General features: G+C 63.5%; 19 protein-coding genes. 12 read left to right on the top strand and 7 right to left on the bottom strand.

Annotated elements, in window-relative coordinates; genetic code table 11:
• Both U0988_RS00385 and U0988_RS00380 read left to right on the top strand, forming a co-directional pair.
• The coding region (locus tag U0988_RS00385) for a cation diffusion facilitator family transporter (RefSeq protein WP_322290674.1) at window positions 1-462 on the top strand (462 nt) is incomplete at its 5' end.
• A complete protein-coding gene (locus U0988_RS00380) occupies window positions 459-1271 on the top strand; it encodes a PhzF family phenazine biosynthesis protein (protein WP_322290673.1) in 813 nt (270 codons plus the stop codon). The genes U0988_RS00385 and U0988_RS00380, both read left to right, overlap by 4 nt.
• Here U0988_RS00380 and U0988_RS00375 read toward each other — a convergent pair.
• Entirely contained in the window at window positions 1256-2392 is a 1137-nt protein-coding gene (locus tag U0988_RS00375; RefSeq protein WP_322290672.1) for a serine hydrolase, read from the bottom strand. The two genes, U0988_RS00380 and U0988_RS00375, sit on opposite strands and share 16 nt — an antisense overlap.
• Before the next feature lie 28 nt (window positions 2393-2420).
• Here U0988_RS00375 and U0988_RS00370 point away from each other — a divergent pair, with 28 nt between their 5' ends.
• On the top strand, window positions 2421-2804 hold the full coding sequence (locus U0988_RS00370) for a hypothetical protein (RefSeq protein ID WP_322290671.1): 384 nt from the start codon (window positions 2421-2423) through the stop codon (window positions 2802-2804).
• 45 nt (window positions 2805-2849) lie between these two features.
• On the opposite strand, the gene mnmA is transcribed toward U0988_RS00370, so the two are convergent.
• A complete protein-coding gene (mnmA, locus tag U0988_RS00365; RefSeq protein ID WP_322290670.1) occupies window positions 2850-4001 on the bottom strand; it encodes a tRNA 2-thiouridine(34) synthase MnmA in 1152 nt (383 codons plus the stop codon).
• Between the two features lie 140 nt (window positions 4002-4141).
• On the opposite strand from mnmA, the gene U0988_RS00360 reads away from it, so the two are divergent.
• The 7 genes from U0988_RS00360 (at window position 4142) to U0988_RS00330 (ending at window position 12024) form a co-directional block, all read left to right on the top strand.
• Entirely contained in the window at window positions 4142-4510 is a 369-nt protein-coding gene (locus U0988_RS00360; RefSeq protein ID WP_322290669.1) for a hypothetical protein, read from the top strand.
• On the top strand, window positions 4507-4806 hold the full coding sequence (locus U0988_RS00355) for a DUF1153 domain-containing protein (protein ID WP_322290668.1): 300 nt from the start codon (window positions 4507-4509) through the stop codon (window positions 4804-4806). Before U0988_RS00360 ends, U0988_RS00355 begins: the two co-directional genes overlap by 4 nt.
• Window positions 4807-4994: 188 nt before the next feature.
• Window positions 4995-5258, top strand: a complete 264-nt coding sequence (locus tag U0988_RS00350) for a GlsB/YeaQ/YmgE family stress response membrane protein (RefSeq protein WP_322290667.1) — start codon at window positions 4995-4997, stop codon at window positions 5256-5258.
• A 291-nt stretch (window positions 5259-5549) separates the two neighbouring features.
• A complete protein-coding gene (locus tag U0988_RS00345; RefSeq protein ID WP_322290666.1) occupies window positions 5550-6743 on the top strand; it encodes an efflux RND transporter periplasmic adaptor subunit in 1194 nt (397 codons plus the stop codon).
• 6 nt (window positions 6744-6749) lie between these two features.
• Window positions 6750-10190: an efflux RND transporter permease subunit gene (locus tag U0988_RS00340; RefSeq protein WP_322290665.1), complete on the top strand. Its 3441-nt coding sequence runs from the start codon at window positions 6750-6752 to the stop codon at window positions 10188-10190.
• Window positions 10191-10270: 80 nt separating this feature from the next.
• Window positions 10271-11497, top strand: coding sequence for a DUF445 domain-containing protein (locus U0988_RS00335; RefSeq protein WP_322290675.1), 1227 nt, complete (start codon window positions 10271-10273; stop codon window positions 11495-11497).
• Window positions 11494-12024 (top strand): GNAT family N-acetyltransferase, encoded by a 531-nt coding sequence (locus tag U0988_RS00330; RefSeq protein ID WP_322290664.1) that lies wholly within the window; start codon window positions 11494-11496, stop codon window positions 12022-12024. The genes U0988_RS00335 and U0988_RS00330 overlap by 4 nt, the downstream gene beginning before the upstream one ends.
• A 39-nt stretch (window positions 12025-12063) precedes the next feature.
• Here the strand turns inward: U0988_RS00330 and U0988_RS00325 are convergent, their stop codons facing one another.
• From U0988_RS00325 to sucC, 4 genes are all read right to left on the bottom strand, one after another.
• A complete protein-coding gene (locus U0988_RS00325; protein WP_322290663.1) occupies window positions 12064-12948 on the bottom strand; it encodes a TonB family protein in 885 nt (294 codons plus the stop codon).
• 74 nt (window positions 12949-13022) lie between these two features.
• Entirely contained in the window at window positions 13023-13952 is a 930-nt protein-coding gene (locus U0988_RS00320) for an electron transfer flavoprotein subunit alpha/FixB family protein (protein ID WP_322290662.1), read from the bottom strand.
• A 54-nt stretch (window positions 13953-14006) separates the two neighbouring features.
• On the bottom strand, window positions 14007-14753 hold the full coding sequence (locus U0988_RS00315) for an electron transfer flavoprotein subunit beta/FixA family protein (protein WP_322290661.1): 747 nt from the start codon (window positions 14751-14753) through the stop codon (window positions 14007-14009).
• 146 nt (window positions 14754-14899) lie between these two features.
• Complete coding sequence (gene sucC / locus U0988_RS00310; protein WP_322290660.1) at window positions 14900-16099, bottom strand: ADP-forming succinate--CoA ligase subunit beta; 1200 nt, start codon at window positions 16097-16099, stop codon at window positions 14900-14902.
• Window positions 16100-16202: 103 nt separating this feature from the next.
• Between sucC and U0988_RS00305 the strand changes: the two genes are divergently transcribed.
• Entirely contained in the window at window positions 16203-16985 is a 783-nt protein-coding gene (locus U0988_RS00305; protein WP_322290659.1) for a 3'(2'),5'-bisphosphate nucleotidase CysQ, read from the top strand.
• An 82-nt stretch (window positions 16986-17067) separates the two neighbouring features.
• Here U0988_RS00305 and U0988_RS00300 read toward each other — a convergent pair whose 3' ends face one another.
• Window positions 17068-17772, bottom strand: a complete 705-nt coding sequence (locus tag U0988_RS00300; RefSeq protein ID WP_322290658.1) for an OmpA family protein — start codon at window positions 17770-17772, stop codon at window positions 17068-17070.
• Window positions 17773-17970: 198 nt separating this feature from the next.
• On the opposite strand from U0988_RS00300, the gene U0988_RS00295 reads away from it, so the two are divergent.
• The coding region (locus U0988_RS00295) for a hemolysin family protein (RefSeq protein WP_322290657.1) at window positions 17971-19112 on the top strand (1142 nt) is incomplete at its 3' end.

Here is a 19112-nt window from a genome sequence, read left to right as displayed (position 1 = left end):
CTGCTGAATGTCGCGGTCATTGCCGCGTTGGTGCTCGATCAATACGCCGGGTTTGCCTTGGCCGACCCGCTGTTCGGACTCGCTATCGCCGTCTGGCTGCTGTGGGGTGCATGGCGCGCCGCGATGGAGGCGATCGACCATCTGATGGACCGTGAATGGCCGGAGGAAAAGCGCCAGCGGTTCGTTGAACTGGCCGCCAGACACCCCGAACTCACCAACCTCCACGATTTGCGCACCCGCACCAGCGGCCACCGCGATTTTGTGCAGTTTCATGTCGATTTGCCGGAATCGATGACCGTCAAGCAGGCGCACGACATCATCGAACGGGTGGAGGAGGATCTCGGCAGCCATTTCCCCGACATGGAACTGCTGATCCACATCGATCCCGAAGGCCATGTGGACGAACCGGGCAACACGCTGGTCGAAGCCGACGAGTTCGCCAAGCTGGAGAAAGACCAATGACCCACACGCTGCCATATTGGCACGTTGATGCCTTCGCCGACCGGCCTTTCACCGGCAACCAGGCCGCGGTGATGCCGCTTGACGCCTGGCTACCGGACGAGGTGCTGCAGGCGATCGGGGAGGAGAACAATTTCGCCGAGACCGCCTTCGTGGTGAAGGACGAAACCGGCGCGGCGGATTGGGAATTGCGCTGGTTCACCCCGGCCGTGGAAATTGCGCTGTGCGGTCATGCCACTCTCGCTTCGGGCCATGTGCTGCTGGGCCGTGACGGCGGCGAAAGCGTGACGTTCCGTACCCGCAAGGCCGGCATTCTGGAAGTCCGCCGCAGCCTGGCGGGATACGAAGTGGCGCTGCCCGCGATCCCGGTCGAGCTTGGTGCGTGGCCCGAAGCGGCGGCGCTTCTCGGCGCGGAGCCGCTGGAGGTATGGCGCAATCCGGCGGGCTACGATTTGTTTCTCTATCCCGACGAACGGGCCGTTCGCGCGCTCGCCCCGGATATTCGCGGGCTCGGCAATCTGGGTCCGAACCAGTTCATCTGCACCGCACCGGGGGACCGCACCGATGTGGTCAGCCGGGTGTTCGTGCCCGGGGGCGGGGTGGACGAAGACAGCGTGACGGGATCGGCCCATGCGGTGCTGACCACTTTCTGGACCCGGCGTCTGGGCCGCAGCAGTTTCACGGCACATCAGGCCTCGGCGCGCGGCGGCGACCTTACCTGCCGCATCGCCCTGGAACCCGAAGGCGACCGCGCATGGCTCGGCGGGGCCTGCGTAACGGTGGTTGAGGGCAGTTTCTACCTCGCGGGGTAGAGTTCCACCACATCGAGCAGTTCTTGCAGCATCGCCTTGCGCTGCTCGGTATCGGAATGACCGAGCCGCACGACGGTGAGTTTCTGGTCCGGCGACACCAGCACATATTGGCCCATGTGACCGATCGCGGCGAACATCGTGGCAGGTCCGCGGTCCGGCAGCTGGTCGTCGCGGTCGAGGCCCGAATCGCGGTTGAGCCAGGTCTGCGCGCCGTAGAATTCCGCCCGCGGGCTGGGCTCGCGCATGAAATCGATCCATGTCCGGGGGATCAGCTGCGCGCCGCGGACCGAGCCCTTGTTGCGCAGGAATTCGCCGAATTTCGCCCAGTCGCGCGCAGTCCCGTGGATCAGGCTGCCCCCGATCAGAGTACCGCTGGCATCGTATTCGGGGACCATCGAATCCATTCCAAGCGGGCCGAACAGCCGGGTGCGGAGGTAATCGTCGACCGCCCTGCGGCGGGTCTCGGGATCCTCGCTGTCGGTCAGTACCCGCGCGGCAATAGCGGCCAGGATCACCGTGGTGTTGGACGAATATTCGAATTTGGTACCCGGTTCCGCCTCCAGCGGCTGGGCGGAGGCCCAATCCGCCATGTCGTCCCGCCCGTCCATGAACAGCATCCGGACTTCGGAAGATTCGTAAGGCGGATTGCCCGCTTCGGTGTGGCGCAGGCCGGACCGCATCTGGAGCAATTGCCGCAATGTAATCTCGCCGCGCGGATCGCCCGGCCGCTGCCAGCGCGGCAAGGGCGGCGTATCGTCCAGCCGCAGCCGGCCATCCGCCACCAGCATCCCGATCATCACCGCGGTGACCGTCTTGGCCATCGACCAGCTCACGAAACGGGTTTCGGCATCATAGCCTGGCGCATAGCGTTCCGCCGCAATCGTCCCGCCGTGCATCACCACCATGGCGCGGGTTTCGCCGACACCGGGCGCGGTGAACAATTCATCGATCTGCCGGGCCAGCTGTTTTTTGGGGGCGCCCGGATTGTCCGCGACGGCTGCCAGGGCTTCTTCGGTCAGTGGTTCGGGTGGCGGCTCGGTGTTGCTGCACCCGGCGATGATCAAGGCAAGGCTTGGCAGCAGCACCAGGCTGGCGATATGGGGAACGGAACGTCGCGTCATCCAACCCCATTTGCGCAAGGATTCCCGCTTGGCAATTACTAAACCGAAATCACCTTCGGCGCGAAGAGGTTCGCGTTCGTCCGCAAGCCGGAAGCGAAAATCGCGCTGGCCATGGGCGCTGCTGGTGCTTGCCGCAGTGCTGGCCGCGCTTGGGTGGTTCTACCGCGCGCCGATCCTCGGCTATACCGGGGCGGGGGCGGGTTACAGCGCGCATGTGGTCTGTTCGTGCCGCTATATCGGCGGGCGCAGTCTGGAGGATTGCAAGAAGGACCGGCTCGCCGGAATGGAGCTGGTGTCGCTCAGCGAGGACGAGGAAGCCCGCAGCATTACCGCTCGCTATCCGCTGCTGCCGCCGGTGGTTGCCACTTACCGCAAAGGCTATGGCTGCGTGATGGAGCGGTGGGAGGACTAGCGCCGGGCTGACCGATGTCAGGCGGGCAGGGTCAGGCGGGCAGGGTCAGGCGGGCAGGGTCGAATCGATCCAGCCGCCGCCGACGACCCTTTCTTCGGCATAGATCACCGCCGCCTGACCCGGGGCCACGCCGAACTCGGGATTGGCAAAGCGCAGCGTGACTGCCGCGCCCTCGCCGAGCGAGCCCTCCAGCGTGACCGGCACTGGCTTCGACAAAGACCGCACCTTGGCCGTCAGGGGCACCGCAGGCAGCGGGCCGATCCGGTTGGTTTCGATCACTGTCGCCGCACCGACCGCCAGCAGGCGCTTCGGCCCCACCCGCACTTCGGCGGTGTCCGCATCGAGACCGGTGACATAAAGCGGTTCCGGCTGGCCGCCGATATCGAGACCGCGCCGCTGGCCTACGGTGAAATGGATCACACCCTTGTGGCGGCCCAGCGTTTCGCCGGTTTCGGCATGGACAATCGCCCCGGCCCGGGCGCCTTCGGGGCGGAGCGCGGTAACGATCTTCGCATAATCTCCGTCGGGCACGAAGCAGATGTCCTGGCTGTCCGGCTTGGCGGCGTTGCGCAGACCGGCCTGCTCCGCCAACTCGCGAACCTGCGATTTCGGCAAACCGCCAAGGGGGAAGCGCAGGAAATCCAGCTGCGCTTCGGTGGTGGCGTAGAGGAAATAGGACTGGTCCCGCGCCGGATCGAGCGCGCGGTGCAGTTCCGCCCCGGCCGGCCCCATCTGGCGGCGAACATAGTGGCCGGTGGCAAGGCAATCCGCACCCAGTTCGCGCGCCATGCGCAGCAGGTCGGTGAATTTGGGCCCCATGTTGCAGCGGATGCACGGCACCGGCGTGCGGCCCTGAAGATAGGCGTCGGCGAAAGTTTCGACCACCTCCTCGCGGAAGGCGCTTTCATGGTCGAACACGTAATGCGCGAAGCCCAGCCGGTCCGCCACCGCGCGGGCGTCGCTAATATCGTCTCCCGCGCAGCAGGCACCCTTGCGGCCCGTCGCGGCGCCGTAATCGTACAGCTGCAGGGTGATACCGATCACTTCGGCCCCCGTCGCCGCGGCCAAAGCGGCAACCACGGAGGAATCGACCCCGCCCGACATGGCAACCACGATCCGGCACGCGGCCGCCGGGCGCGGCAGATCGAACAGGCTGGCGGCATCCAGTGCGGAATCAAACAGGGCGGCGGTATCCATGCCGCGCCCTTTACACATCTGCGCGCGCAACGGCCAGAGGGGAGCGGAATAGCGAGGCTTCCGGAGCGTTAGGGATTCCTAATTACTGGTAAACCCGGGCTTTACCTGATCTTGACTAACGCGCTGGTAAGACCACCGGCATGAACGAAACGCCCAACAGTGATTTTGCCTTTGCAAGGACACAGTCCGAGGACCTTGAGCGGGCGCCGCTCAGGCCTGTCGCATGGTCGGAACTCACCGCGCGACTCGCGGCGATGCGGGACTTGCGGCGCACTCTGGCGGAGGTTTTGGCGCATCCCTCCGCGGATTTTTCCTCGCTCGCAGAATCGCCGCTCCGGCAGTGCGGCACGCTGGCCGATTCGGGTGAACCAATACGCAGCCACGCGGGTTGGGTTAATGAAGGAGTGGAGGGCGTTAACCTCAAAGGTTTAGCGGATCGCAAAGCCGTGCGGCCTATCGCTTCGCATGAACCGAATTTGATGACCCCCGGCGACCGAGAGTTGAAATGATAGAGAACCAGAAAATCCGCGCCGCGCAGGTCATCGGCCCCCTCGGGGAACCGTTGACGATCGACGATTTGCCGCCGCCAAGCACCAAGCGCTGGGTCGTGCGCCGCAAGGCGGAAGTGGTCGCGGCCGTCAACGGCGGCCTGCTGACCATCGACGACGTGCTGGAGCGCTACAATCTGACGCTCGAGGAATTCGCATCGTGGCAACGCGCGGTCGACCGGTCGGGCATGCAGGGGCTGCGGGTCACCCGCATCCAGCACTACCGCGATCTTTACGAGCGCCAGCTCAAATATTAAGCACGCCGTTTTCAAGTAGTGACGTGCTTTTCGACCGCAGCCCAAATGGCTGGCGGCACCTGTTTGACCATCCGTAGCAAATTGCGGTAATCCTGCTTTCCCGGCGAGAAACGAACGGGAACCGATTGAAGCCGCGCCGCGTTATAGCGGTAACTTCAAGCGGAATGCTAAAGCAGGAGGATAGTATTATGGGATGGATTATTGCAATAATTGTCGGCGGTGTCGCTGGCTGGCTTGCCAGCATGGTGATGAACCGCGATGCTTCGATGGGTATTTTCTGGAATATCGTGGTTGGTATCATCGGTTCCGTACTTGGCAATCTGATCGCGCAGCCGCTCGGCTACGCCGGTAGCATTCAGGAGTTTTCGCTCACTGGACTGATTATCGCAATTATCGGTGCCGTGGTGCTCCTCGGTATCGTGAATTTGGTCCAACGCGGCCGGGTTCGCTAAGCTACTTCCTAACCTTCGAATTCAAAGAAGCGGTGCGGCCTCGGTCGCGCCGCTTTTTTCTTGTCGCGGCCAGTCCGCCGAAGGGCAGCGCGCGCCGTATTGGAAGAGGTGCCAACGAATCGCTGGTCGGACGGATACGTCGCCGGTCGAGCGGTTTATTGCCCCCTTGCCCCCGCCCGTCTATAGAAGCACGAACTTCGCCATCTGCTTGCATCTGGTGATCTATGTCTATAATACACCTGTCGGGCAGCGCCTTATCGCCGGCTGCCCGATGATCAAGGCAGTCGTACGATGAATTACGAATCTTCGGTAACCGCAGATAGCCCGGAATATGTAACCTCCGATCTGTCCGGGGCGGAGCGCGAAAATGCGCCAGCCCGCGGCCGCGGTGTCCTCATCGCCGGAATCGTGCTGGGCATCGCGCTGATTGCCGCCATTGCCTTTTACTTCATGAGCGCCGGCGAGCCGGTACCCGAAGGTGGCGACGATGCCGGGCAAGCGCCTGCGATTACCGTAATATCGCCCGGCAGCGGGTCGATCGAAGGCGAAATTTCCGCGACCGGCACTCTGGCTGCGCGCCGGGCGATGCCGGTCGGCGTAGCAGGCGAAGGCGGCCGTGTCGTTTCCGTTCCGGTTGACGCCGGTCAATGGGTAAACGCGGGCCAGGTTCTGGCCGTGATCGACCGTTCCGTACAGAACCAGCAGGCCGCCAGCGCCAGTGCGCAGGTGCAGGTCGCCCAGGCCGATGCGCGGCTGGCGCAGGCCAATCTCGACCGCGCGCTGCAATTGGTGGATCGCGGCTTCATCAGCAAGGCCGATGTCGACCGCCTGACGGCAACGCGTGACGCCGCCGTAGCCCGGGTCAAGGTGGCGCAGGCGCAGGCGGGTGAACTCCGCGCGCGCAACGCCCGGCTCAACGTGGTGGCGCCGTCGGCCGGTCTGGTGCTCGAACGCAATGTCGAGCCGGGCCAGGTGGTTGGTGCCGGTGCGGGAACCCTGTTCCTGATTGCCAAGGGCGGCGAGATGGAAATGCTCGCCCGCGTCGGCGAAGCCGATCTGGCGCGGATGTCGACAGGGATTACGGCCGAAGTCGTCCCGGTCGGGACCGACAAGGTCTATACCGGCCAGATATGGCAGCTTTCGCCGACTATCGACCCGCAGAACCGCCAGGGTACCGCGCGCATTTCGCTGCCCTACGCCGAAGGTCTGCGGCCCGGCGGCTTTGCCACGGCCACGATCAAGAGCGGCACGGTCGTTGCTCCGTTGCTGCCGGAAAGCGCGGTTCTGTCGGATGACGAAGGCAGCTACGTCTATATCGCGGACAAGGACAACAAGGTCGTGCGCCGCGCGGTGCAGACCGGGCCCGTCACGGCGAATGGGGTAGTGATCACCAAAGGTCTGACCGGCAGCGAACGGATCGTGCAGCGCGCCGGGGGCTTCCTCAATCCGGGCCAGACCATCAGGCCGGTCAAAGCGGGAAGCTGACACACAATGGATTTCCGCAATATATCTGCCTGGTCGATCCGCAACCCGGTGCTTCCGCTGGTGGTGTTCACCGCGTTGCTGCTGGCCGGCATTCTCAGCTTCGCGCGGATGGATGTGGTCAACAATCCGGATGTGGATTTCCCCGCGGTCAATGTCTCCATCTCCCAGCCGGGCGCCGCGCCGAAGGAAATCGAGAACCAGGTAACCCAGCTGGTCGAATCCGCGATACGCTCCGTCAGCGGGGTCAAGAACATCAGTTCGACCGCAAGCGAGGGCAATTCGAACACGTTCGTCGAATTCGACATCGGAACCGATTCCAACGATGCGGTGGCGGAAGTCAAGAACGCCGTGGATACCGTTCGTGGCAGCCTGCCCGACGGGATTCTCGAACCGCGCATCAGCAAGGTGGATGTCGCCGGCGGCGGCTTCCTGGCGATCTATGCGGTCGAAGCCACCGACATGACGATCGAACAGCTCAGCTGGTTCATCGACGATACGATCGCCAAACGTCTGCTCGGCGTCGAAGGTATGGCGGAAGTCGACCGGTTTGGCGGGGTCGACCGGGAAATCGAAGTGATTCTCGATCCGGGCCGGATGCAGGCGCTGGGCGTCACTGCAGGCCAGATCAACGGAGTATTGCGGCAGGACAACGTCAATGCGGCGGGCGGCACGGCCGAAGTCGGCGGAACCCGCCAGTCTGTCCGCGTGCTCGGCAATGACGACAGCGCCTTTGAACTGGGCGAACGGCAGATCCGGTTGGGTAGCGGCGCAACGGTCAAGCTGTCCGATGTCGCGACCGTCCGTGACGGTTACGGAGAGCGCAGATCGATCAGCAAGGTCAGGGACAAGGAAGTGGTGAACTTCGGAATGTCCCGCGCCAAGGGCTCGTCCGACGTAACCGTATTCGAAAACGCCAAGAAAGTTATCGCTGAGATCGAGGCGGAGAATCCGGGCGTCAATTTCATCCCGCTGTTCAACACCGTCAAATACACGGAAAGCCAGTACGAAAGCTCGATCGCCGCGATGATCGAAGGTGCGTTGCTGGCCGTCGTAGTGGTGTTCTTCTTCCTGCGCGACTGGCGCGCGACGATCATCTCGGCGATCGCCATCCCGCTTTCCGCGATTCCGACCTTCTGGTTCATGGATCTGCTCGGCTTCAATCTCAACTTCCTGTCGCTGCTCGCCCTGGGCCTGGTGGCCGGGGTGCTGGTCGATGATGCGATCGTGGAGATCGAGAATATCGTGCGCCACATGCGCATGGGGAAAAGCGCCTACCAGGCGTCGATCGACGCAGCGGACGAGATCGGCCTGGCCGTGGTCGCGACATCGTTCTCGATCGTGGCCGTGTTCCTACCCGTGGGCCTGATGCCCGGCATTTCAGGCCAGTTCTTCAAGAATTTCGGCATCACGGTCGTCATCGCGGTGCTGATGAGCCTGGCGGTGGCGCGCATGATCACGCCGATGCTGGCCGCCTATTTCCTGCATTCCAAGGGCCACGCCTCCCACGGCGAGGGCCGGATGATGGACCGCTACATGGGCGTGCTGGCCTGGTCGCTGGACAACCGTGCGGCCCGCAAGAAGCGTGATGCCTTGGAAACCGTGCATGGCCGTGTTGCCTATTACGGCTTCGCGCTGCTGGCGGCTGCCGTACTCGCGGTGGTGCTGTTCACCGGATCGATCCGGGCGGAGGATGGCTCGCTGGTCGGCGCGCTCGGAATGGGTGTGGCCGGTTTGATCGGCGGATATCTGGCAGGTTTCCTCGTCAGCTTCCTCGTCGGCCTGATCGGATCGATCGTGACCGGACGCGAAGACGGTGGCTTCTTTGGCTGGAACCGCTTTCTGGCCCGGCGGGTCGCCGCAAGGCTGCGCGATCACCGGGTGTGGATGATGGGTCTCGGCCTGTTTGCATTTGTGCTGACAGTGCTCCTGTTCGCGGTCACCCCGCAGCAGTTCCAGCCGACTATCAACGATGACAACAGCCGGGTGGAAATCGAACTGGTGCCGGGCACCACGCTCAAGCAGACCGAACTGGTCGCCGACCGGATCGCCGCGCTCCTGTACCAGCAGCCCGAAGTGGAACGCGCGCTGGAACGGGTGCGCGAAGGCAATGCCACGATTTACATCACCTTGAAGCCGGAACGGGAAAAGACATCGATCGAATTCGAACGCGACCTGGCCCCGCAGCTTGCGCAAATCCCCGATGCGCGCGTGCGGTTCCAGTCGCAGTCGGGTGGCGGCGGTACGGGCCGCGACATCTCGATCATGCTGGCCGGCTCCGATCCCGAACTGCTGAATGAGGCGGCGAGCACGCTGGTCGACCAGATGAGTGCCCTTGGCACGGTCGTGTCGCCGCGCATCGACGGCGATATCCGCCGGCCCGAATTGATCATTACTCCCCGCGCGGATCTGGCGGCGCAGCTTGGCGTAACCACGGCGGCCTTGAGCCAGGCCATCCGGATCGCCACCATGGGAGAAATCGACCAGAACGCGGCGAAATTCTCGCTGTCGGACCGGCAGATACCGATCCGCGTCAAATTGCCGCAGCGCTCGCGCCGCGATCTCGATACTATTGCCAACCTACCGGTCCAGACCGCCAGTGGTGCATCCGTTCCGCTGGAGCGGGTGGCGGAAATCTCTTTCGGTTCCGGCCCGACATCGATCCAGCGCTATAACCAGAGCCGCCGGGTGTTCGTGGGCGCCGACCTCGCCCAGGGTGTTCTCAAGGGCGAGGCAATGGCCCAGATCGACAAGCTGCCGATCTTCGAGAACCTGCCGCAGGGCGTCGCCCGCGATGTGGTTGGCGAGGATGAATGGCAGCAGGAACTGGCGGTCAATTTCGTGATCGCGGTCATTTCCGGGGTGCTGCTGGTGTTTGCCGTGCTGGTGCTGCTTTACAAGCGGCTGATGTCCCCGTTGGTCAACATGGGCTCGCTCGCGCTCGCGCCTTTGGGCGGAATATTCCTGGTCTGGGCCGTCGGCCAGCCGGTCTCGATGCCGGTGATGATCGGGGTCCTGATGCTGCTCGGCATTGTTTCGAAAAACTCCATCCTGCTGATCGATTTCGCGATCGAGGAAATGGCCGCCGGCACCGCCAAGCTGGAAGCGATCATGGAAGCGGGGCACAAGCGCGCGCAGCCGATCGTGATGACTACGGTTGCGATGACGGCGGGCATGGTCCCGACCGCAATTTCGCTGACCGGTGATGGTGCATGGCGCGCACCGATGGGTACCGTGGTAATCGGCGGATTGCTGCTGTCCACGCTGCTGACGCTACTCATCGTTCCGGCGGGGTTCAGCCTCGCGGATGGATTCGAGAAGCGCGCGGGCCCGTGGCTGCGTCACCGCTTCCTGACCTACCGTCCCGGTGACGAGGCAGGTATTACGCGCGGGGCTCGGCCGTCCAGGCAAGCGCCGTCATCGGGCTTCGGGGCTGCTCCCGCCGAGTGAGCGCAAACCCCGCCCCGATCGAAACGGATCCCGGCGATCTGATCGGCGGCAACCTTCTTACGGCAGACCGCGCCCGCACCATGCGCCGGACCGCGACGGGAATGCTGGTGGTCATGGCCGGCCTGTTCCTGCTGGCGCGCTCTTACGAGGCGGTGCATCCGGGCTGGGGCTACCTGCTCGCCTTTGCCGAGGCGGCGATGGTTGGCGGTCTGGCGGACTGGTTCGCGGTCACCGCCCTGTTCCGGCATCCGCTGGGGATCAAGATCCCGCACACCGCGATCATTCCGGAAAACAAGGACCGGATTGCCGATACCATGGCGCAATTCCTGCGGGACAATTTCCTCACCCCCGCGGTGGTCGCCCGGCGGATGCAGGCCATGAACCTCGCGCAGGCGGTGGGCGGATATTTGGTCGAGCCCCGGCCGGGAACCGGATCGCGAATCGGTGCCGGAGCGGCCGAGCTGATGGCCGGGATCCTCGAATCGCTCGATCCGGAACGGCTGGGCGGACAGGTGAAATCGGGGTTGAAGCTGCAGCTCGCCAAGCTCGAAATCTCGCCGCTGCTGGGCCAGATGCTCACCGCTGCCATTGCCGACCGGCGGCATCTGCCGCTGATCGACAGCTTCGTGCGCTGGGCCGGGCTGACGCTGGAAGATAATGAGGAAATGGTCCGCGAGGTCATCCACGAGCGGGCGAACGCGCTGATACGCTGGGTCGGGCTGGATGAAAAGCTGGCGAATTCGGTCCTCGACGGATTGTATCGGCTGCTGGCCGAGGTGCTGGTCGATCCCGAGCATCCGCTGCGCAGCAAGATCGAGGAAGGGCTGGAAAAGCTCGCAAACGATCTGATCCACGACGCGCCGACCCGCGAAAAGGTCGAGAAAATGAAGCGCGAATTGCTGGACAATCCCGCCGTGGCGCGCTGGTGGGAAGGGGTCTGGGAACGGATCCGTTCGGGCCTGATCGCGATGGCCCGCAATCCGGACAAGGGGTTCGGCGGCATTCTCGGGCCGGGCCAGCTCGGCAGCAGCCTCGCGGAACTGGGCACCGCACTGCGCGATGATCCGCAGCTGCAATGGCAGGTCAACCGCTTCGCGCGCCGCACCGCCGTGGGTGTCGCATCGCGCTATGGCGGGCAGATCGTCCGCCTGGTGTCCGAGACCGTAAAGCGGTGGGACGCGCGCACGGTCACCGACCGGATCGAAAGCGCGGTCGGCCGCGACCTGCAGTTCATCCGGATCAACGGTACGCTGGTTGGCGGACTGGTCGGGGTGACGATCCACTTCGTCAGCGGTTTGTTCCCGTGAGCGATCCGGTGATCCTGACCGAGCGGCTGGAGCTGCATCGGCCGCGGGCGGATGATCTGGAAGGCCTGTACCAACTGACAGCCGATCCCGAAACGCGCCGCTATCTGGGCCCGACCGAAGCCAGCATGGCGGACAGTTTCGCGCGGCTGCTGCGCAACGTGGGCAGCTGGTCGCTCTATGGCTACGGGGTCTTCGTGATCCGGCTGAAGGGCGAGCAGGGCATCCTCGGCACTTGCGGCGTTTTCCGCTCCTACCGGGGCTTCGGAAAGGGGCTGGACGATGTGCCCGAAGCGGGCTGGATCATCGATGCCGGTCACTGGGGCCGCGGCTATGCGCGCGAAGCGATGGAGCGCGCGCTGGCGTGGTTCGACGGCGAGCATGGGGACCAGCGGATAGCCTGCATGATCGAGGAAGGGCACAGCGTGTCCGAACGTCTCGCCTTTTCGCTCGGCTTCGCACGCTACGGACGGCATGAACCGGACGATGGCACCACGCCGTTGGTTCTTTACGAACGGCTGCCCCATTAGCACTCGGCTAGTGACGGGCAGAGCAGCGGTGCGGCGAAGTCAGGAAATCACGTCAAACTTCACGCTATTGCGGTAGTAGGATCTAAGCGGCAGCCCCTCTGCATCAAGCGCTGGTTCGAAACGGGCGCGTTCCATCAGGCGTTTGCATACGACGTCGTCGAATTCTTTCGGGCGAGTCGATTGCTGGATATGACACGATTCGGGTTTTCCCGTTTCGTCCACGATCATGCGGAAATGGACAATCCCTCGCTGTCCCGCGCGGAGCATTTTGTAAGGGTAGTCATTGGCAGTGACCCAGGTACCGGGCGAGTTCACCGGCTTGGGCTCGCGGCTCAGCGTGGCGTGCCGCGCCACGTCAATGCCCCATTGCTTCAGCAGGTTGTCGGTACAACTGCGCATTGCGGCAAAGGGCTGGGCAATCGAGCCAAGATCAAAGATCACATAATGCCGTTTCCCGCGGCTGATGGAGAGCCACGACACTGCCCGCTCCCGCTCCGCACCGATCGGCGGAAGTGGATCCTTCTCGCGCGCTTCGAAATATTGCTCCAGCTGCTTGCCCTTGAGGCCGAACGAGCCGGGGCGGCGTATGCTCATCGACGAGAAGATCAGGGCGGGACCGAAATCTCCGAATTCGCCGACAAAGAAATCCGGTTCCTGGACTTCTTCCTGATCGCCGAACTGCACCTGGAGTGTAAAAGCCTCGTCCACTGACCGAAGCGCCTTCGCGGCCACCACCAGATTGAACGGATCCCCGGGGCCGTAGCGCTCGAAATAAACCATCCCGCTATCTGCGCCGCTGCCGAAGGTGCGCATCAAGCGGCAACTATCCTCGGCGTAATCAAGGTGCCACGGCGAGCTCGGCGCCATCCGCAACGGCTCGGCTGCAACAGCCGAACCCGATGGGGCCAGCGCCGCAAGTGACAACAGAATGCCGAATCTCATCCAATATATCCCCCTCAACTTGCTTGATAAATCAGGCTAAGCTGGAGGGCAATCGGCTAAAGCTTCTCGGTCAGTTCCGGGACTATCTTGAACAGGTCGCCGACGAGGCCGATGTCCGCGACCTGGAAAATCGGGGCGTCTTCATCCTTGTTGATCGCGATGATCACCTTGGAATCCTTCATCCCCGCAAGATGCTGGATCGCGCCGGAAATGCCGATCGCGAAATAGGCTTCGGGGGCGACGATCTTGCCGGTCTGGCCGACCTGGTAATCGTTGGGCACATAGCCTGCGTCCACCGCAGCGCGGCTGGCGCCGACACCGGCGTTCAGCTTGTCGGCGAGAGGGATGATGACCTGCTCGAAGGTCTCGGCATCCTTCAATGCGCGGCCGCCCGACACGATGATCTTCGCGCTGGTCAGTTCGGGGCGTTCGCTCTTGGCAATTTCCGAACTGACGAAGCTGGAAAGGCCCGCGTCGCCGGTGCTGGCAACTGCCTCGACCGTGCCGGAACCGCCGGTGGTTTCCGCCTTGTCAAACGCGGTCCCGCGAACGGTGATCACCAGTTTCGGATCACTGCTGGTCACGGTGGCGATGGCGTTGCCGGCGTAGATCGGCCGGGTGAAACTCTTGTCGCCTTCGACCGAAAGAATGTCCGAGATCTGCATCACGTCGAGCAATGCGGCTACGCGCGGGGCGATGTTCTTGCCGGTGGTCGTGGCGGGGCAGATGAAGGCATCGTGGTGACCCATCAGGTCCACCACCAGCGGCGCGATATTCTCCGCCAGAGCATGTTCGAAGGCGGCATCATCGGCGAGGTGGACCTTGCCGACACCGGCGATTTTGGCAGCTTCTTCCGCCACGGCGGCGCAGCCGGACCCGGCGACGAGCAGATGCACTTCGCCCAGCTTGCCTGCGGCGGTTACCGCAGCCAGCGTCGCATCCTTCACGGTCTTGTTGTTGTGTTCGACCCAAACCAGAGTTTTCATAATCTAATCCTTTTCAGCTGAGCCGCTTACGCGATCCGCTTGATTTGATTGGCATTATGCAATGCCAAGGGCCTTCAGCTTGGCGACCAGCGCATCGACATCGGCCACCTTCTCGCCCGCCTTGCGAACCGGGGGTTCGGAGACATTGCTGGTGGTCAGGCGCGGCGCGGTATCGACCCCGTAATCAGCCGGGCTCTTCACATCGAGCGGCTTCTTCTTGGCCTTCATGATGTTGGGCAGAGAGGCATAGCGCGGCTCGTTCAAACGAAGATCGGTGGTGACGATGGCGGGCATCGTCAGCTTGACTGTTTCCAGCCCGCCGTCGATTTCGCGCTTCACGATGACGCTGTCGCCGTCGATCTCGACGGTGTTGGCGAAAGTGCCCTGCGGACGGCCCATCAGCGCCGCCAGCATCTGACCGGTCTGGTTGGAATCGTCATCGATCGCCTGCTTGCCGAGCAGTATCAGCCCGGGAGCTTCTTCCTCGGCTATCGCTTTCAGGATCTTGGCGACCGCGAGCGGTTCCACCGTATCGTCGGTTTCCACCAGAATCGCGCGGTCGGCACCCATCGCCAGGGCGGTGCGCAGCGTTTCCTGCGCTTTTGCCGGGCCGACGCTGACAGCGATGATTTCCTCCGCCTTGCCTGCTTCCTTGATCCGGATCGCTTCTTCGACCGCAATCTCGTCGAACGGGTTCATGCTCATCTTGACATTGGCCAGGTCGACGCCCGAACCATCCGCCTTGACCCGCGGCTTCACGTTGTAATCGATGACCCGTTTGACGGGTACGAGGATTTTCATGAGATACCTTCCTCTTGCACTGTGTGTTGCCGCCCTAGCTTGCGCTTACGTAAACGTCAAGTGAGGTCGGCCCATCCGGTTCTGTCAAACGCGTCAGCTTCGCCGGTGTTTTCCACCCTGCGCCGACCCGCGCATCTGGGGCTGCGTCAGGCCGCCCGTTTCACTTCGGCGACGATCTTCTTGGCGGCATCCCCCAAATCGTCGGCGCTGACGATGGGGAGGCCGGAATTGTTGAGGATTTCCTTTCCCTTCTCGACATTCGTGCCTTCCAGCCGGACCACCAGCGGTACCGACAGGTTCACTTCCTTCGCCGCCGCCACGATCCCGTCGGCGATGATGTCGCATTTCATGATGCCGCCGAAGATGTTGACCAGGATGCCCTCGACCGCCGGGTCCTGCAGGATGATCTTGAAGGCTGCGGTGACCTTTTCCTTGGTCGCGCCGCCGCCGACATCGAGGAAGTTGGCCGGAAAAGCGCCGTTGAGCTTGATGATGTCCATCGTCGCCATCGCCAGGCCTGCACCGTTGACCATGCAGCCAATGTTGCCGTCCAGCTTGATATAGGCGAGGTCGTATTTGCTCGCTTCGACTTCGGCCGGGTCTTCCTCGGTCTCGTCTCGCATCGCTTCTACATCCTTGTGGCGGTAGAGCGCGTTGCCGTCAAAGCTCATCTTGGTGTCGAGCACCAGCAGATTACCGTCCTTAGTTTCCACCAGCGGGTTGATCTCCAGCATTTCGCAATCGAGATCGGTGAAGGCGGTGTAGAGCTGGCCGGCCAGTTTCTGGCACTGCTTGTTGAGATCGCCCGAGAGGTTCAGCGCGAACGCCACCGCGCGGCCGTGATGCGGCATGAAGCCTTGTGCGGGGTCGATGGTGATTGTGGTGATTTTTTCCGGCGTGTTGTGCGCCACATCCTCGATATCCATGCCGCCTTCGGTCGAAACGACCATCGCCACTTCGCCGCTCGCGCGGTCGACCAGCATGGCGAGGTAATATTCCTCGGCAATGTCCACTCCGTCGGTGACATACAGCCGGTTAACCTGCTTGCCTTCGTCGCCGGTCTGGATGGTGACGAGGGTGTTGCCGAGCATGTCCTTTGCATCCGCCGCGACATCGTCGATGCTTTTCGCCAGCCGGACGCCGCCCTTGGCCTCCGCGCCCAGTTCCTTGAACTTGCCCTTGCCGCGGCCGCCCGCGTGGATCTGCGCCTTGACCACATACAGCGGCCCGGGCAACTTCTCTGCGCCCGCCACCGCTTCGTCCACGGTCAGTGCGGCATAGCCGGTGGGGATGCCGATGCCGTATTTCGCGAGCAGTTCCTTGGCCTGGTATTCGTGGATGTTCATGGGGGGTACGTTGCCTCTTGAAAGGAAATTCGGGTTCGGCGCCGCCTAAGCATGGATCGCCGCGCTTGAAAAGTGCCGCGTCCGCTTCCAACAGCGATATTGCATGATCGATCACGGCCAACTCCGGAAAATTGTCCACGAAGCGGGGCGCATCGCGCTTGGCCGCTGGCCCGGGGGCGGCCATGTCCTCCGGTCGTGGGACAAGGAACCGGGCAGCCCGGTCAGCGACGCGGATATCGAGGTGGACGGTTTCCTGCGCCGCGAACTGGGCCGACTGCTGCCCTCTGCGGGCTGGCTGTCGGAGGAAACGGTCGACGATTCGGTCCGGCTGGGCAAGGGACTGGCGTGGCTGGTCGATCCGATCGACGGAACCCGCGACTTTATCCGCGGGCGGCCCGGCTGGTGCGTCTCGGTAGGGCTGATCAGCGAAGGACGCCCGCTGATCGGGATGCTGGCCGCCCCGGCGCGGGGCGAAGAATGGCTCGGCATCGCCGGGCAGGGGGCATGGCGCAACGGTCAGCGGCTGGTCGCCTCCACTCGGACGGAATTCACCGGATCGCGGGTGCCGGCCGATTCGCTGCCCAAGCCGGACAGCGATTTGACGCTGGTGGACAAGCCCAATTCGATAGCGCTGCGTATCGCGATGGTCGGCGCGGACGAGGCCGACCTGCTCGCCACGCTGCGGTGGGGCTATGAATGGGATATCGCCGCCGCGACGCTGATCGCGCGGGAAGCGGGGGCGATGGTCAGCGACGCGTTCGGCGCGCCGCTCAATTTCAATAAGCGCGACCCGCGCGCGTTCGGCCTTTTGGTCAGCGCGCCGGGGATCCATGCCGCGGCGGTCGAGCGGCTGGCCGACCGGGCGGCCCAGCTGGTGCGGGAATAGAACCGGTCCACGAAAAAAAGGCCGACCCTGCGGCCGACCCTTTTCACTCGATATCCGGAACTGGAGGTTCCGAATTCTTCAATCAGGATTGTTGGGCAGCCCGCGCCGCCGCAACATCTTCCTGTGTCACCGGGATGATCTTGATTTCGACCCGGCGGTTCAGCGCCCGGCCGGAATCGGTATTGTTGTCTCCGACGAAGTATCTCGGATCTTCGCCGAAACCCTGCGAACGGATTCGCGCGGCCGATACACCGCGCGAAGACAGGTAGTTGGCCACCGCCTGGGCACGCTGTTCGGACAGACGCTGGTTGAAAGCGTCGGAACCGGTCGAATCGGTGTAGCCATAGACGTCGATCAGGCTGTCGGGATACTGGATCAGGCTGTTAGCGACCGTGTCCAGCGTGTTCCGGAAATTCTGGTTGATCGTGTAGCTTCCGGTCGCGAAGGTAACCCCGTCCGGCAGATTGACCAGGATCGCATTGCCGCCGTCGGTCTCGGTCACATCGACGCCCGAACCGGCGGTGCTTTCCTTCAGTTCCTTGATCTGCTGGTCCATCTTGTAGCCGACTACGCCGCCAGCCACACCGCCAACACCGGCACCGATGATGCGCCCGGTCTTGCCGCCGATAACGCCGCCAAGCAGTCCGCCGAGTACGGCACCGCCGACCCCGCCAATTGCCGTGCGCGAAACTTTCTTCTCACCCGTGTTGGGATCCGTGACGCAGCCCGAGACCGTGACCAGCGACAATGCGGCCAGACTCGATACGAAAATTCGTGAATTCTTCATGGGGCAGTCCCCTCCTTTTATCGTGCCACCGGCACCTTATAACGCACACCGCACCCATCGGCGTTGCACAAACTCAACCATTCAAACCGCAAGCTGTTCCCGTGCCAGACATTGGACGGGCCTTGCAGCACCGGGTTCCGCTTGAAACACTGTTCCTGAATGGTGGCGAAACGCTGCAATTGTGCTAGCGGATTACGCGTGACACCTTTTCCCTGGCCCGACCTGCTCATCATTGCAGGATTGATCATCCTCAACGGTATCTTCGCCATGTCCGAACTGGCGATCGTTTCGGCGCGCACAGCCAAGCTGCGCAGCCTGGACAGCAAAGCCGCGCGAACCGCAGTGGCGCTGGCTGCCGATCCGGGCAAATTCCTCTCCACGGTGCAGATCGGCATTACGCTGGTCGGGATCATCGCGGGTGCCTATTCGGGTGCCAGCCTCGGCGGCCCGGTGGGCGAGCGGCTGGCCGCGCTCGGGGTGGCGCCGGAATATGCCGACAACGCCGGTTTCGCGCTGGTGATTGCGCTGACCACCTATTTCAGTCTGGTAGTCGGGGAACTGGTGCCCAAGCAGGTGGCGCTGCGCAACGCGGTTCCGATCGCGGTAGTCATGGCGCTGCCGATGGCGTTTATTGCCCGGGTCGCGGCCCCGGTCGTGTGGGTGCTGGACAAGAGCTCCGGCGTCCTCGTCCGGCTGCTCGGAGTGCGTCCTGCAGGCGGAGGCAACGTCACCGCGGAAGAACTGCACATGATCTTCGCCGACGCCACCCGCCAAGGCGTGATCGAGCGCGAACAGCACCAGATCCTGGCCGGCGTCGTGCGCATGGCCGACCGCCCGGTGCGCGAAATGATGACCCCGCGTACGGAACTCGACTGGGTCGATGTGTCCGATGATCCCGAAGCGATTCGCAGGGCGATCGAGGCCAGTCCCCACTCGCTGCTGCCGGTGGCCGACGGTTCGGCGGACCGGATCGTGGGGGTGGTGAAAGTGCGCGAAGTGCTGGCGCGCCTGGTGGCCGGAAAGCCGGTTTCGCTGGCAGACCTGATGGCCAAGGCGGTGGTTATTCCCGACCAGCTCGACGCGCTCGACGCGCTGCGTGCCTTGCAGCAATCGGACGTCGCCATGGCGATGGTCCATGACGAATACGGGCATCTGGAAGGGATCGTCACCCCGGTCGACCTGCTCACCGCACTGGTCGGCCAGTTCGCCAGCAGCCAGGACGAAGGCGACGAACCGGGCATCGTCGAGCGCGAGGACGGTTCGCTGCTGGTCTCGGGCGCACTGTCGGCGGACGATCTGGCGGACCGGCTGGGCCTGGATTACGGCGACAACCGCGAATT

It is taken from the genome of Allopontixanthobacter sp. (genome assembly GCF_034376665.1).
In the GTDB taxonomy this organism is placed as follows: Bacteria; Pseudomonadota; Alphaproteobacteria; order Sphingomonadales; family Sphingomonadaceae; genus Allopontixanthobacter.
The sequence above is the reverse complement of the archived record's forward strand: the minus strand, read 5'-3'. Positions and strand labels throughout refer to the sequence as shown.

Coding starts and splice junctions, on each gene's coding strand:
- sucC (WP_322290660.1), bottom strand. CDS start 16,099: ATGAACATCCACGAATACCAGGCCAAGGAACTGCTCGCGAAATACGGC.
- U0988_RS00320 (WP_322290662.1), bottom strand. CDS start 13,952: ATGAAAACTCTGGTTTGGGTCGAACACAACAACAAGACCGTGAAGGAT.
- U0988_RS00340 (WP_322290665.1), top strand. CDS start 6,750: ATGGATTTCCGCAATATATCTGCCTGGTCGATCCGCAACCCGGTGCTT.
- U0988_RS00315 (WP_322290661.1), bottom strand. CDS start 14,753: ATGAAAATCCTCGTACCCGTCAAACGGGTCATCGATTACAACGTGAAG.
- U0988_RS00375 (WP_322290672.1), bottom strand. CDS start 2,392: ATGACGCGACGTTCCGTTCCCCATATCGCCAGCCTGGTGCTGCTGCCA.
- U0988_RS00360 (WP_322290669.1), top strand. CDS start 4,142: ATGAACGAAACGCCCAACAGTGATTTTGCCTTTGCAAGGACACAGTCC.
- U0988_RS00350 (WP_322290667.1), top strand. CDS start 4,995: ATGGGATGGATTATTGCAATAATTGTCGGCGGTGTCGCTGGCTGGCTT.
- U0988_RS00355 (WP_322290668.1), top strand. CDS start 4,507: ATGATAGAGAACCAGAAAATCCGCGCCGCGCAGGTCATCGGCCCCCTC.
- U0988_RS00380 (WP_322290673.1), top strand. CDS start 459: ATGACCCACACGCTGCCATATTGGCACGTTGATGCCTTCGCCGACCGG.
- U0988_RS00300 (WP_322290658.1), bottom strand. CDS start 17,772: ATGAAGAATTCACGAATTTTCGTATCGAGTCTGGCCGCATTGTCGCTG.
- U0988_RS00345 (WP_322290666.1), top strand. CDS start 5,550: ATGAATTACGAATCTTCGGTAACCGCAGATAGCCCGGAATATGTAACC.
- U0988_RS00335 (WP_322290675.1), top strand. CDS start 10,271: ATGCGCCGGACCGCGACGGGAATGCTGGTGGTCATGGCCGGCCTGTTC.
- mnmA (WP_322290670.1), bottom strand. CDS start 4,001: ATGGATACCGCCGCCCTGTTTGATTCCGCACTGGATGCCGCCAGCCTG.
- U0988_RS00305 (WP_322290659.1), top strand. CDS start 16,203: ATGATCGATCACGGCCAACTCCGGAAAATTGTCCACGAAGCGGGGCGC.